The sequence below is a fragment of the Photobacterium sp. GJ3 genome, from assembly GCF_018199995.1.
In the GTDB taxonomy this organism is placed as follows: domain Bacteria; phylum Pseudomonadota; class Gammaproteobacteria; order Enterobacterales; family Vibrionaceae; genus Photobacterium.
Genome location: NZ_CP073578.1, coordinates 2240860 through 2254591 on the forward strand (window position 1 = coordinate 2240860; position 13732 = coordinate 2254591).

Consider the following 13732-nt stretch of genomic DNA (forward strand, 5'->3'; position numbering starts at 1 on the left):
TCATTCATCATCCGTTTTCCTGCTACGCCTCTATCCTCAGTGTCCGAACAGCCAGACCCGGCTTTCATAGGGCCGCAAAGAGCCCGTCGCAGCCGGTTGTAACGCGGTTTCATCATCATAGTTCGACAACACCACCTGCCCCTGACTGAGATCCAGCGAAGACAGCGCCTGGAGCGAAAATTCAGCCGGCTCGGCACTGTAGTTGTTCAGACAAATCAGCGTCTGGTGCTGTGTTTGCCGACGGTAGACATGCAGCGCCGGATCCGCTGGCAGCAAGTCTGTGTAATCGCCGTCCACAATCACCCCGAGTTGTTTTCGCATCGCGATCAACTGGCGGTAATAGTGAAACACCGACTGATCATCCGCCAGTGCCTGCGCCGCATTGATCTGCGGGTAGTTCTCAGCCACATCAATCCACGGCTCACCCGCAGTAAATCCGGCATGGGCACTGTTGTCCCATTGCATTGGTGTCCGGGAATTATCCCGTGAGCGCTGTGCCAGAATCGCCAGCGCCTGCTGAGAAGACATGCCCTGTGTTTCGGTCAGAATCCGGTACATGTTCAGGCTTTCGACATCCCGGTACTGCGAAATCTCAGTAAAACCTGGATTCGTCATCCCGAGCTCTTCCCCCTGATAAATATACGGCGTGCCCTGCATCAGATGCAGCGAGGTGGCGAGCATTTTAGCGGACAGCTCCCGATAGACCCCATCATCGCCAAAGCGACTGACCACACGCGGCTGATCATGATTACACCAGAACAGAGCCCCCCAGCCCTGATTGTGCAGGCCCTGCTGCCAGTGGTTGAACAATGCCTTCAGGGCGGGAAAATCCATCGGCGCCAGTTGCCATTTTTCGCCGTTCGGATAATCCACTTTCAGGTGATGAAAGTTGAACACCATCGACAACTCCCGGCCGTCTCGGGCAGAATATTGCTGGCAATGATTCAGTGTGGTGGAAGACATTTCGCCCACCGTCACCGAGCCATATTTCTGAAAAACATCCGCGCTGATTTCCTGCAGAAATTCATGCACTCTGGGCCATCGGTATAAAAACGGCGACCATCTCCCTGGTCATCACTAGGGAAGTCCTGCTGTTTGGAAATCAGGTTGATGACATCCAGCCGGAATCCATCCACCCCTTTCTCCGCCCAGAAACGAATCACCTGCTTGACTTCTTCACGTACCGCCGGATTTTCCCAGTTCAGATCCGCCTGCTCTCTGGCAAACAGATGCAGGTAATACTGCTGTGTGGCTTCATGCCATTCCCAGGCATTGCCGCCAAACTTTGACTGCCAGTTATTGGGCTCACGGCCATCGACCGCATCCTGCCAGATATAGTAATCCCGGTACGGGCTGTTTTTATCCGATAACGCCTGCTGGAACCATGCATGTTCAGTCGAGGTATGGTTCACCACAATATCCATGATGATCCGGATTCCCCGCTGACGCGCGGCATCCAGTAAGCGGTCAAAGTCGGCCATGGTGCCAAAATCAGGATTGATGCTGTAATAGTCCGAAATATCATAGCCGTTATCGATCATCGGCGAGGCATAGACGGGCGTCAGCCAGATTGCATCGATGCCGAGTGTCTGCAGATAAGGCAGCCGCTGAATGATACCGTTGATATCTCCGGTGCCCTGATTGCCGCTGTCGGCAAAACTTTTCGGATAAATCTGATAAATGGTGGCCGTACGCCACCAAGGTTGTTCCGTTTGTTTCATCGTGCCTAGCCTTTGGAAAAACGGCAGTCTGGCTGCCGTGAGACGACGTTTATACTGTTTGTGGTTGTGAATTCAGTTGCCCTTTGGCGGCAGCACGTTTGTACATCACCAAGGTCAGCACCAGTGGCACCACGATGGCCACCAGCATCGCCAGCAGATAAATCAGCCAGTACTGCGGCTGAATCGAAAGGATACCCGGCAGCCCCCCAACGCCAATCCCGTTTGCCATCACACCGGCACCGCCACAAAGGGCAGCCGCCAGTGCTGAGCCAGTCATGGCACACAGCATCGGGAATTTATACTTCAGGTTGATGCCATACATGGCCGGTTCCGTCACGCCAAGATAAGCCGAGATGGCCGCAGGCACTGAAATTTCACGCTCATTCTCTTTTTTGCTGATCAGGATAATCCCGACCACGGCGGAGGCCTGTGCAATATTCGACAAAGCAATCAGTGGCCAGATTGGCGTGCCGCCCATATCCTGCATCAGTTGCAGATCCACTGCGTTGGTGGTGTGGTGAATCCCGGTAATCACCAGGGGTGCGTAAAGGAAACCAAACAACACGGCGCCCAGAATCGCAAAATCACCCGTCATCGCGGCTTTCGCAACATAAGCGACGCCATCGCCCAGCATCCGGCCAAACGGGCCAATCAGCGCATGCGCCAACACGACCGCAGTAATCAGTGAAATAAAAGGCACCACCACCAGATAGAGGTAATCCGGGATGATACGCTTGAGACGGGTTTCGATGAACGCCAGTGCGATTCCCGCCAGCATGGCCGGAATCACCTGCGCCTGATAACCGACTTTTTCGATCACAAACCAGCCGAAATCCCAGACTTCCGGCACCTGTTTGCCGATCAGGTACGCATTCATCAACTGAGGGGAGACCAGCGTTATCCCAAGCACAATCCCCAGAATCGGTGTGCCGCCGAGTTTTTTCACCGTTGACCAGCACACCCCAACCGGCAGGAAGAAGAAAATCGCTTCGCCAATCAGCCACAGGAACGCGTGGACCTGAGCCCAGAACGGACTAGTTTCGGTGAGGGTTTTGCCATCAAATAGGGCAATATCGCCAATCACATTCCGGAAGCCCAGAATCAGACCACCGGTAATAATGGCAGGCAGCAGCGGTACAAAAATTTCTGCAAGATGGGAAATACCGCGCTCCAGCAAGCTCATATTCTGCCGGGCTGCAACTTTCGCTTCATCTTTACTGACCGTCTTTTCGCCTAACCGGTTGTTCAGTTGCTTGTAGACCTGATCAACTTCGGTGCCGATCACGACCTGAAACTGCCCCGCATTGGTAAAGCAGCCTTTCACCATGGGAATCGCTTCCAACGCGGCCACATCCGCCTGTTTCGGGTCTTGTAATACAAAACGTAGTCGTGTCAGACAGTGACTGACACTGACGATATTTGTCTCCCCTCCAATGTGGGTGACAAGTTGTGCGACTTGTTGTGGGTCAATTTTACTCATGCCATTATCCGTCTGTAGGTACAGGGTATTTTTTATCTCTCTAGAAATGGGAACATTCCCATTTATTTTTTGTTCATGATGAACCTATCGACAGTGACTTAAAATGGGAATGTTCCCAAAGTGTGGGATAACTCACGAATGATCGTCAGTTCAAGGATAGTCATGAAACCTGGGTCACGTTCACGGACGTGTTCACGAACGTGTTCACGAACGCTCTTCAGGACAGGCTGTATTGTTCAGAAAGGGAAATCAGGCCGGGTAGCTGGCATGTTGTATCAAATGCGTGATCGCTGCATTGTGCTGTAAGTGCTGTAATAACAACCGGGCAGCATGTTCTCCGGCTTCAAAATAACCGGGATCAATACTGAAGGTATTCGGGAACATAAAACTGAGCAGATCGGTCGCCCCTACGCCGGAGACGGTCACTTCTGTCCGCTGTAACTCCTGCAGTCGTTTCGCGACCCCCATGGCCAGCGTGTCACTGGCACAGACAATCGCCTGTGTTTCTTCTTTCAGGACTTTGTCCGTTAAAGCATAGGCGCTGTCATAACTCAGCTCACCCGTCTGATACACAGCCGACAACCGATGTTTCCGGCAGGCCGCCAGATAAGCGTCCAGACGCAACCTGCCCGTGGTCCGGTCTGACGGGTCCACGCCAATGTAACTGATGGCAGTCAGCCCTTTTTCCGTCAGTTGCGCCATTGCCAGCTGAATCATGCCTTCGTTGTCATAACTGACCGACGACACCGCCTGAGTATCGACGGCAATGACCACTGCCCGCTGTGAAAACCGGTCCAGCAGATTGTCTTCAAAACCGGAGAATCCGAACACAATCACGCCATCGACATTACGTTTTTCCAGCACGGCAAGGTGCTCACGGGTTTTTTCGGCAGAGAACTGGCTTTCCATGATCACCGCATCGTAGCCCGCTCCGTAGATGACCTCGAGAATGCCACGAATGGCTTTATTCTCGGACGGAGAATCCAGACGTGACACAATAACCCCAATGACTTTACTGCTGCCACCACGCATCGACTGCGCGGATTTTGACGGCACATAGCCAGATTCGCGAATCACTTGCTCGACTTTTTCCCGAGTGGCTGGTTTTACACGGGGATCTTGCGTCAGCACTCGGGAAACGGTCGACTTGCCAACACCGGCGAGCTTCGCGATATCTAAAATAGTCAGCTTTTGTGTCATAGGGCTCTCAATCATATCGCAGACGTTATTCGTCTTTGTGGGTCAGTCGGTCTGGCCGCGAAACGCCTTATTTTCTCTGTCTGCACCACAATTGCAATGTCTTTCTCAGGTATAACTGCTTACATAAAAAATGCAGCAAATTGACAATCAGCCGACAAAAATCCCTGATTTATCCGATACTTTTTTAAAGTGCTTGAAATAAGTTTTCAACGTACCCATATAAAAAAACAGACACAAGCGTCTTCTGATACCTGCTGAAAAGCCGTTGCCTCTCACTGCTGTGGTATCAGCCGAAGCACTAAGGATAATTATGATTACTCATGTTGGCATTATTGATCAGGACCCGGTCCGGTTGATCACCCCGCTTTTAGACCATGGCGTTCCGGCCAGCCGGATGATTTTTATTGGAACGGAATCACAGCAGGAAACTTATGTCCGGCTCAGTTCCATCCTGACGCCCAGGGATATTGAGACCGAATTTTTCACGATCCCAGACTCTATCAATATCACGACGCTGCGCCGCCGGCTCAACGAACTCGCAACGCGCCTGAAAGAAAAAGGTCAGGACGTGTGGTTCAACGCCAGCTGCGGTCTGCGACACCGTTTACTTTCGGCCTATGAAGTTTTCCGCAGTTACCAGTGGCCAATTTATGTCATCGAACCCTACAGTGACGAAATGTGCTGGCTCTACCCGGCCGACCGTGAGCAGCAGCAGGTGGAAGACCGAATTCAGCTCACCGACTATCTCACCATTTTCGGCGCACGCGCTGAACTGCCGGAAACCACAGTCCCGGAAGCGCTCAATCAGCAATTGTGGGATTTAGGACAACGCTGGGCCAGTGCTGCACTGGAGCTTGGGCCTGGTCTGGCGACGCTGAATTATCTGGCCACCACCTGCCGTAAAGAACAGAAACTGGATGTTGAGCTGAGTGAAAAGCAGCAAGGCTACAAAGAACTGGGCCTGTTGATTCACGACTTACAGGACACCGGACTGGCCGCTTACGACAATGGCATTCTGACGTTCAAGCACGAAGAAGCAAGACGCTTTGCCAACGGTGAATGGTTAGAAAACCTGGTTCACAGTACCGTACGTGCGATTCAGAGCAAACTGCCGACCATTCAGGATCACTCTCTGGGTGTTCAGGTCTATCGTCAGATTGGTGACCGCGAGGTCCGCAATGAGTTGGATGTGGCTACTGTCGTCAATAACAAGCTGCACATCATTGAATGCAAAACCAAAGGGATGCGGGATGACGGCGATGACACGCTCTACAAACTTGAATCCCTGAGAGATTTACTCGGCGGCCTGCAGGCTCGCGCGATGCTGGTCAGCTTCCGTCCGCTGCGCCATCACGATCTGGTTCGGGCCGAAGATCTGGGACTGGCGATTATTGGACCCGAGCAATTAGGCGATCTGGAACAACATCTCCATACCTGGTTCAAAGCCGCTGGCGGACAAGCCAACCGCATGCTGTAAAGCCAGACACAACCATCAAAAAACCGATGCAACACAGCATCGGTTTTTTGATACCAATCAAAGTCAGTCAGTGATCAGAAATAGTGCAGGAAAAATGTTTGAGAACAAAGCGGATTTTTTAGATGAGTAGTGATTCTACAATCAAAAAATCTAACGCAGTTATCGAGCATTTGAACAAGCTAGGATGACCAGTGATTTACTGCGATTGGTATTATTCAATCATCGCTAGCCAGTTACTTGTTCAGCATCCGGCGTGCCGCATCCACAACCACACGAATTGCGCGAGCTTCCGTTTCTTTCAGCGTTGTGTGATCCGGGGTTTCTTTTTGAGTCCGGTTAATAATCACACCTGCCACACAACCAGCACGCAGACCAGAACTTGCACACATGGTCAGCAAGGTTGCAGATTCCATTTCAAAGTTCAGGACACCCATATCCTGCCATTCCTGCATTGAGCCCTGGAAACGGCGGACCACACGGCCAGAGAATGTGTCGTAACGCTCCTGACCCGGATAGAAGGTATCGCTGGACGCCGTTACACCGGTGTGAACAGCAGTATCTTCTGCGTCACAGGCTTCTTTCATCGCTGTCGCCACCTCAAAATCAGCAACAGCCGGGAATTCCATTGGAGCAAAGTGCAGGCTGGCACCATCCAGACGCACAGAACCAGTCGTCACGATCATGTCACCCACATTGATGTTCGGCTGAATCGCACCCGTGGTGCCAACACGCAGGAAAGTATGCACGCCCAGTTGCGCCAGTTCTTCCACAGCAATTGACGTGGACGGGCCACCGATACCAGTTGAACACACAACAACAGATTTTCCGTCCAGTTTCGCACGGTACAGCGTGTACTCACGGGCACTGTTCAGAAACTCTGGCTCATCCATCAGATTGGCAATTTTCTCAACACGCGCCGGATCACCCGGAATAATGGCAATTTCCGCGCCCTGAAGATCAGATTTGGTAACACCCAGATGGAAAACAGCGTTCTCAGACATAATTCTATCCTTCATTGTGTGGCCTGCTTTCTGGCGGCCTATTATGGGATCTTATTCAACAACTTGAACTCTCGAATACCCGCTAACCATAGCGGATCACCACCGGGATATTATTGACGGTGATCACAACAATATGACAGCCCAATGTAACTCAAATCGCAAAAGAGATCATAGATCACATTAATGATGAAATGATGAATCTGGTTTCACCCGACATCCCTCAAATCTGAGCCCGAAACACAAAAGCCGGTACAACATGTACCGGCTTCACGCCAATGCTTGACTGTTAGCCAGAGACATCCGTCTCCGACGATTCGGGTTTAAACCTGAGTAATCGCAAGGCGTTGACCGTCACCAGCGCCGTGGCGCCACTGTCTGCCAGCACAGCCAGCCACAGGCCGGTCCACCCCAGCAAAGTCGTCACCAGGAAAATCAGCTTGAGCCCCAATGCCAGACTGATGTTCTGACGGATATTGGCCAGCGTTTTGCGAGACAGCAGAATCATCTCCGGCAATTCACTCAGGCGATTGTGCGTCAAAGCTGCATCGGCCGTTTCCAGCGCCACATCCGTTCCGCTTCCCATGGCCACGCCAACATGAGCCATTTTCATGGCTGGCGCATCGTTAATACCGTCACCAACCATGGCAACCCGATGATTCTGGCTCCATTGTGCCACTTCGCGTACTTTATCCTCAGGCAACAGGCCAGCACGGAAATCCATCCCCACTTCAAAGGCAATCGCCGTTGCAGCCCGCGGATTATCTCCGGTCAGCATCAGGGAATTCACCCCCATACTTTTCAGACGCTGAACAGCCTGCTTCGCATCTTCCCGCAAGTTATCCCGCCAGGCGATCAAGCCCACAGGCTGGCCATCGCGCAGCACGACAACCAGGGTCTTTCCTGCATCGCTCAGTTGATCAACGGCTTGCTGCTGCACAGTGGTCAGAACTATCTGACGGTCGAGCCGGTCCGGCGCCAGTAGCTGAATCACCTTGCCCCCCACCTGACCTTGCACACCCCGGCCCGGGAGGGCTTTGCGCAATTCAGCCTGTGGGACCTTGACCCCATGCTGGCTTGCCCTTTCAATCACCGCATTCGCAAGCGGATGCAGTGAGCCCATTTCAACCGCGGCCGATTGCGCCAGTAATTCAGATTCTGTGCCTTCCCAGGCCACAATATCTGTTACCTGGGGTTTTCCCTGCGTTAAAGTCCCGGTTTTATCAAACGCAATGACTTCAGCCTGTCCCAGTTGTTCCAGCGCGGCCCCGCCTTTAATTAAGGCCCCGCGACGTGCTGCCGCCGCTAAGCCCGAAGTAATCGCCGCCGGGGTTGAAATCACCAGCGCACACGGACAGGCAATCAGTAAGAGTGTCAGACCTTTGTACAGCCATTCATCCCAGGACTGACCGAAAATCACGGTCGGGATGAGAACAATCAGCGCCGCCAGTAAGATCATCGCCGGGGTGTACCAGCGGCTGAACCGGTCAATAAAACGTTCAATCGGCGCTTTGCTGGCTTCGGCATTCTCAATCAGATGCAGAATCCGATCGATGGCATTTTCTCCGGGTTCAGATGTCACCTTCAGGCGAACCAGATGCTCGACTGACAAAGAGCCTGCCAGCACCGTGTCCCCTGCCAGGCGTTCAACCGGCAGGGATTCCCCCGTCATTGCACTTTCATCAAAACTGGCAGTCGGATCCTGTAACACCGCATCTGCCGGTAAGCGGGCGCCCGGTGCCACTTCAATGATATCTCCCGGACGCAGCTGATCCGCGGGGACTTCTTTCAATTCACCATTGGCTTCCACCCGTCTGGCGGTTTCCGGCACCAGTGCCATCAGCGCTTTCACGCCACTCCGGGCACGGGCTGAAGCATATCCTTCCAGTTGCTCCCCGAGTAAAAACAACAGCAAGACCATGGCCGCTTCCGCCGTTTCCCCGAGATATAACGCACCGAGTGCAGCAACGCTCATCAGGGTTTCAATGGAGAATGGGGATCCCCGCTTCGCCAGCTGAAATGCTTTTCGTGCAATTGGCACTAAGCCCACCAGCGTCGTCGCCGTAAATGCGGCCAGCCCAAAGCTCTCTGATTTCAGAGAGATCAGATACGAGACAAAAATCATCACTGCGGTCAGCGTCAGCATCCCGTAGGTTTGGATCCAGTTGCCCGTTTCCGCTGCTTTTCCCTGACTTGGACGAATCAACGGAAATCCGGTCGCTTTCGCTGCCGACTCTACATCACCCATCAAGGTGTCAGAATCACCGGTCACAAACAGCTTTTCAGTCGCAAATGTCACGGTTGCGCTCTCTACACCCCGAACAGCCAGAATGGCTTTTTCCAGCTTACCGGCACAGCTCGGACAATCCATTCCCTGAATTTGCCAACTGAATTTAGGTTGTGACGAATCACTGACCGGTGATGTGGTATGTGTAGCAGAAGGTTGAGAAGATGATTTGGCAAATGGTACTGAGACTGAAAGCGCTGCTTCAGCCGTCATTCTGGCAGGTTTGAGGTGGTTGATTCTCGACAAAGACGATGGTTTTGTCTCGGCAATCAAAGAAACAGTTTGGGTTCGCCCGGCGGGGTCACCGTCTTCCGGATCCCCCCGGAGCCGCCGCTACAGCAGCCACCGGATTCACCGGTTGCAGAGACAACAGCTGTTTCAGTACAACAGGAAACGCCCTGCTCCACCCGGACACTGGTTTGATTACCGGCAGGTTTCACGCTGTGAACATGCATTTTTTTATTATGACACTGTGCGCACATTTATTTCTCCTCCATTTGAGTCTAGCGGTGCGTTCTGCATTCACTATAAACCTTAGAGGTAACTCCAAGGTCAAGGGGATTTTGAGTTGCTCCAATCCAAGTCAAGAGGCACGTCGCAAAGTCGCGAAACAATCATCACCGTATAGGCAGTGGTTGAGAGGTGGCAATGAAAAGGCGCTGAGTTCAGCGCCTTTCAAACACAGTGGCAGGGTTAGACCGGATGCTTGAAACAGTCACCAATTTGATCACTGATGGCTGTCAGCACATTCCGTCGGGTAATGATCCCAACCAGACGTCCGCCTTCAACCACAGGATACAACTTCGGTTTCTGTGCCGACATGGTTTCCGCCAGCTGAATAATGCTGGTATCCGGACTCACCGTCAGCACTTCGGTTCGCATGACGTCGCCAACAGTGTGGGTATCCTGACAGTGATAACCGACTTTCAACAGCTTCTGAATAAAATCCTGTTCAGACACAAAGCCAACAACATGGCGGTACTCGTCAATGACAGGACCGCCGATTTGCTTGGAAGTGAGCATTTTGTCCAATGCCTTAGACAAAGACATGCTCGCTTCGAAGGTGACTGGCCGCGCATTCATATAATCTCGGACTTTGATCGACTCCATGCATTCCCCCTGAATGATTCTTTTTGGATTCGCAGGCAGGACTTGCGTGTTGTCCCTGCACCGATAACTTAAGTGTCGTCGATTTCGGGCAAAAGTCTAAATCGAAAAAATCTATTTTATTCATTGCTGTTGACGATGAATCATCCTTAAGAAAGGAAGAACATCATTAACATAGCCAGCGGCAATTGATCGCCATTCGCTAAAATGACTTTATCGCCTTCAATTTTGACCGAGAAAATCGCTTTGTCGTCCTGAAGGGTCAATAAACCACTTTCCACCAGTTGCTCTGTCGGAGAAGCCGCTCCTAACATTTCATCGATGAGTACCGACGGCACTTCAAAGTAAATCTCGCCATCGAGCTTAGACGTAATCTGAGCCAGATTTTGCGATGCACGCGCCAATCCTGGTTGTACCGTTAACCGGACATTGCCTTTTAACGGCCCTTCCGGGGCCATGAGGCTGATATCTTTGAGGTTGAAAGTCAGCCCCTTCGCCACCAGTAAATCCAGCGCTAATGCAATCTCTTCCAGCTGTTCCGGGGCCAGTTCCCCTTCAAGATCATCAGACAGAACACCCAAGCGAGTTATCGCATCGTAGTTCAGGTCTGTGAACAACAGCTCGACATTGAAATTCTGATACTCCTGGCCGTCCATGCCCTGAATGGTACCAATACTCAGCTGATTGCTGTTATTCAGTACGGAGGGAACTGCAGGTTGCGCTTCAGTTGCCTTTTTCGCTTCAGTCAGCTGATTCAGCGTCGTCGCCTGAATCGTGTTCATCTGAACTGCCATCTCGGACAGATCATCCCGGAATGCCAGAGACTCGACACTCAGGTGCTGATCACCAATCCAGAAGCCATCATCCAGATAGCCCAGACCGCCGCCCTGCAAGCCTGTCAGCTGCATACTTTCATTCGCAACCGTCTGCAACTGGGCGTCTTTCAGGGCGTAACCGAATGTGCTGTGGCCATCCGCAGTGACATGTCCGGTGAATGTCAGGGGTTGCGTCGTAAAGCGGTTGCCTTCCTGATCATCATAAACAAACGGATTCAGCGTCAGCGCCAAATCGGTTTTCCGGGTAAGGGAAGTGGATGTTTTCAGCGTCAGAGGAACCACATCGCTGCCCCACCAGGCATGGACCTGAGGAGTCACCGTTTGATCAAGAACCAGAGTACTATCCGCCGTCATCCCGAACAGGCCATGATGAATCTCGTGAGCAACCTGCCATTCAGTCGGCCAGCCCTGCTCTTCAAACAAATCTTTCCAGCTGGATTTCACGGCAATTTTCGACACCGCACGAGACTGGAGATAGCCCCGATCATAGCTTTCCGTCGTCACCGAAACATAAGGGCTGTCGTATTCACCCACGGTGTCCTGAAAAATTCGCTCTCCGATCTGACCCACAGCTAAAGGCCAGCATAAAGCGACGACAACAGCGCCAGCGACCGCACCCACTTTTCCTAACATTGATTTATCCAAGTATTGTTTACAGAATTGATGCAAAGAGTGTATTACAAACCTTATCTTTGCTCTATGGATCAATCACTTTTATGACTTGAACACAAAAACTATTCCGCTTGTCATCCCGCATCGTCTGTGGGAAAGTTTGGCAAGATCACATTTTTACTTGTCTTGGAGCCCCCGATGAAAGTCGCCGTGTTCAGTGCTAAAAAGTACGACCAGATTTCATTTCATAAAAGTAATCAGCAATTCCAACTGGATCTGGATTATTTTGATATTCAACTGAACCTGCAAACCGCCAAACTGGCACACGGATTCGATGCGGTCTGCGCTTTTGTGAACGACGATCTGAGTAAGCCCGTCATTGAGGCCTTGTCTCTGTTCGGCGTTCGGATCATTGCCATGCGATGCGCCGGATTTGACAAAGTCGATCTGGAAGCGGCGAAGCTCTACGGTGTCCAGGTCGTTCGGGTGCCTGCATATTCCCCGCAAGCGATTGCTGAACATACCGTGGGCCTCATGCTCAGCCTCAACCGGAAAATCCACCGTGCCTATCAGCGCACCCGGGATGCGAACTTTTCGCTGGACGGTTTAACCGGCTTTAATTTCTATGGCCGCACCGTGGGGGTGATTGGCACCGGTAGGATTGGAATTGCGACCATGCACATCCTGAAAGGTCTGGGGATGAACATGCTGGCATACGACCCATTTGAAAACCCGGAAGCCCTCAAACTGGGTGCAACCTACACCTCACTCGACGATATTTACGCTCAAGCCGATGTGATTACCCTGCACTGCCCGATGAGCAAAGAAAACTACCACATGCTGGATGCTGCCGCTTTCAGCAAAATGAAAGATGGTGTGATGATTATCAACACCAGCCGGGGAGAACTGATCCATTCGAAGGATGCGATCGAAGCCCTCAAAAGCCAGAAGATTGGCGCGCTGGGCGTCGATGTTTACGAGAACGAAAAAGATCTGTTCTTTGAGGACAAATCCAATGACGTTATTCAGGATGATGTCTTCCGCCGTCTGTCTTCATGCCATAACGTGCTCTTTACCGGGCATCAGGCGTTCTTAACAGAAGAAGCGCTGGGCAATATCGCGGATACAACCTTGTCGAACTTGCACCTTTTTGCGCAGGGCACAAAATCAGGCAATGAATTAATTCAATAAAAAATGGACAGTCGTTTAAGAATTTTTGTTTCTTGAAAACCATGTCAATGATCACAAATATGTGATTTTTGCTACATTTTTACGCGATTGTCTCCGGATGTCTGCACTTAATCCCCAGACAAACTGTTATTGCCGGGGCGAGTTGATTAAAATATCCCAATTCTTTTTTGTTCTTTGGATCAAGATTTATGCGTAAATCGTTTATCGCTGCTGCACTGATGCTGTCATGTGTTTCCGCAGCACAAGCTAACTCGGCAAATACTATGAGCAACTTCAGCTACGACTATACTGAAGTCAGAATTGGTATGAGCCCGCTGACTTACGGTGCAGGCTTCAGCAAGTCTATTCATCCAAATGCTCATTTCACGGGTAGCATTGATTCTGAATTCGAAAGCGATTGGGATATTGCTCTGGGTGTTGGTTTCCATGCACCAATCAACAACTGGGCCGATCTGACGGGTGAACTGAAAGCGCGTAACATTAAGAACAAAGCCGAGTTTAACGACACAACCGGCAAAACAGGGATGGAAGTCAACCTGGGTGTTCGTCAATGGTTAGGTCCGCAACTTGAAGTCGGCGCAAAACTTGGCCACATCAATGTCCATCAGATCGAAGAGACTTTCGGTTCTGTTTATGGCCGTTTCCATGCAACCGAACTGTTCTCAGTGGGTGTTGAAGGCCGGATTAACGATGTCTACGGCGACCAAATCATGCTGTCCACACGCTTCAAATACTAACAGCGTGACTGCCTGACTTTCTGAAGACCCGGCTCACGAGCCGGGTTTTTTATTCCCGACAGGACTGTGCCAAGCCAGTTACAGCG

General features: G+C 51.5%; 11 protein-coding genes and 1 pseudogene. 3 read left to right on the plus strand and 9 right to left on the minus strand.

The window, feature by feature from the left end; translation table 11 throughout:
• Positions 1 to 36: 36 nt before the first annotated feature.
• From KDD30_RS24855 to treR, 4 genes and pseudogenes are all read right to left on the minus strand, one after another.
• A complete protein-coding gene (locus KDD30_RS24855; RefSeq protein ID WP_371826092.1) occupies positions 37 to 681 on the minus strand; it encodes an alpha-amylase family glycosyl hydrolase in 645 nt (214 codons plus the stop codon).
• Positions 664 to 1721 (minus strand): annotated as a pseudogene (locus KDD30_RS24860) (alpha,alpha-phosphotrehalase); the annotation flags it as partial. The pseudogene KDD30_RS24860 and the gene KDD30_RS24855, both read right to left, overlap by 18 nt.
• A 49-nt stretch (positions 1722 to 1770) precedes the next feature.
• Positions 1771 to 3201: a PTS trehalose transporter subunit IIBC gene (gene treB, locus KDD30_RS10115; RefSeq protein WP_211645757.1), complete on the minus strand. Its 1431-nt coding sequence runs from the start codon at positions 3199 to 3201 to the stop codon at positions 1771 to 1773.
• A 249-nt stretch (positions 3202 to 3450) separates the two neighbouring features.
• The gene (treR, locus tag KDD30_RS10120) at positions 3451 to 4401 is read right to left on the minus strand and encodes a trehalose operon repressor TreR (protein WP_211645758.1); all 951 of its coding nucleotides are present in this window, start codon (positions 4399 to 4401) and stop codon (positions 3451 to 3453) included.
• 310 nt (positions 4402 to 4711) lie between these two features.
• On the opposite strand from treR, the gene KDD30_RS10125 reads away from it, so the two are divergent.
• Positions 4712 to 5878 carry a Card1-like endonuclease domain-containing protein gene (locus KDD30_RS10125; RefSeq protein WP_211645759.1) on the plus strand — a complete coding sequence of 389 codons (1167 nt, stop codon included), beginning with the start codon at positions 4712 to 4714 and terminating at the stop codon, positions 5876 to 5878.
• A 233-nt stretch (positions 5879 to 6111) separates the two neighbouring features.
• Here KDD30_RS10125 and udp read toward each other — a convergent pair whose 3' ends face one another.
• The 5 genes from udp to KDD30_RS10150 all read right to left on the minus strand — a co-directional run bounded on the left by udp (position 6112) and on the right by KDD30_RS10150 (position 11739).
• Positions 6112 to 6879, minus strand: a complete 768-nt coding sequence (gene udp / locus KDD30_RS10130; RefSeq protein WP_211645760.1) for a uridine phosphorylase — start codon at positions 6877 to 6879, stop codon at positions 6112 to 6114.
• A gap of 286 nt (positions 6880 to 7165) precedes the next feature.
• Complete coding sequence (locus KDD30_RS10135) at positions 7166 to 9436, minus strand: zinc/cadmium/mercury/lead-transporting ATPase (RefSeq protein ID WP_249199122.1); 2271 nt, start codon at positions 9434 to 9436, stop codon at positions 7166 to 7168.
• A complete protein-coding gene (locus tag KDD30_RS10140; protein WP_211645762.1) occupies positions 9433 to 9645 on the minus strand; it encodes a hypothetical protein in 213 nt (70 codons plus the stop codon). The genes KDD30_RS10135 and KDD30_RS10140 overlap by 4 nt, the downstream gene beginning before the upstream one ends.
• A 211-nt stretch (positions 9646 to 9856) precedes the next feature.
• Positions 9857 to 10273, minus strand: a complete 417-nt coding sequence (locus tag KDD30_RS10145; RefSeq protein ID WP_211645763.1) for a CBS domain-containing protein — start codon at positions 10271 to 10273, stop codon at positions 9857 to 9859.
• A 146-nt stretch (positions 10274 to 10419) separates the two neighbouring features.
• Positions 10420 to 11739 (minus strand): DUF945 family protein, encoded by a 1320-nt coding sequence (locus tag KDD30_RS10150; protein WP_211645764.1) that lies wholly within the window; start codon positions 11737 to 11739, stop codon positions 10420 to 10422.
• A gap of 177 nt (positions 11740 to 11916) precedes the next feature.
• On the opposite strand from KDD30_RS10150, the gene KDD30_RS10155 reads away from it, so the two are divergent.
• Positions 11917 to 12909 carry a 2-hydroxyacid dehydrogenase gene (locus tag KDD30_RS10155; protein ID WP_211645765.1) on the plus strand — a complete coding sequence of 331 codons (993 nt, stop codon included), beginning with the start codon at positions 11917 to 11919 and terminating at the stop codon, positions 12907 to 12909.
• Between the two features lie 188 nt (positions 12910 to 13097).
• On the plus strand, positions 13098 to 13646 hold the full coding sequence (locus KDD30_RS10160; protein WP_211645766.1) for a hypothetical protein: 549 nt from the start codon (positions 13098 to 13100) through the stop codon (positions 13644 to 13646).
• The last annotated feature ends 86 nt before the right edge of the window (positions 13647 to 13732 follow it).

Bases quoted from the DNA above. Each gene is read 5' to 3' on its own strand.
- KDD30_RS10125 (WP_211645759.1), top strand. From the start codon at position 4,712: ATGATTACTCATGTTGGCATTATTGATCAGGACCCGGTCCGGTTGATC.
- udp (WP_211645760.1), bottom strand. From the start codon at position 6,879: ATGTCTGAGAACGCTGTTTTCCATCTGGGTGTTACCAAATCTGATCTT.
- KDD30_RS10155 (WP_211645765.1), top strand. From the start codon at position 11,917: ATGAAAGTCGCCGTGTTCAGTGCTAAAAAGTACGACCAGATTTCATTT.
- treR (WP_211645758.1), bottom strand. From the start codon at position 4,401: ATGACACAAAAGCTGACTATTTTAGATATCGCGAAGCTCGCCGGTGTT.
- KDD30_RS10150 (WP_211645764.1), bottom strand. From the start codon at position 11,739: ATGTTAGGAAAAGTGGGTGCGGTCGCTGGCGCTGTTGTCGTCGCTTTA.
- KDD30_RS10140 (WP_211645762.1), bottom strand. From the start codon at position 9,645: ATGTGCGCACAGTGTCATAATAAAAAAATGCATGTTCACAGCGTGAAA.
- treB (WP_211645757.1), bottom strand. From the start codon at position 3,201: ATGAGTAAAATTGACCCACAACAAGTCGCACAACTTGTCACCCACATT.
- KDD30_RS10160 (WP_211645766.1), top strand. From the start codon at position 13,098: ATGCGTAAATCGTTTATCGCTGCTGCACTGATGCTGTCATGTGTTTCC.
- KDD30_RS10145 (WP_211645763.1), bottom strand. From the start codon at position 10,273: ATGGAGTCGATCAAAGTCCGAGATTATATGAATGCGCGGCCAGTCACC.
- KDD30_RS24855 (WP_371826092.1), bottom strand. From the start codon at position 681: ATGCTCGCCACCTCGCTGCATCTGATGCAGGGCACGCCGTATATTTAT.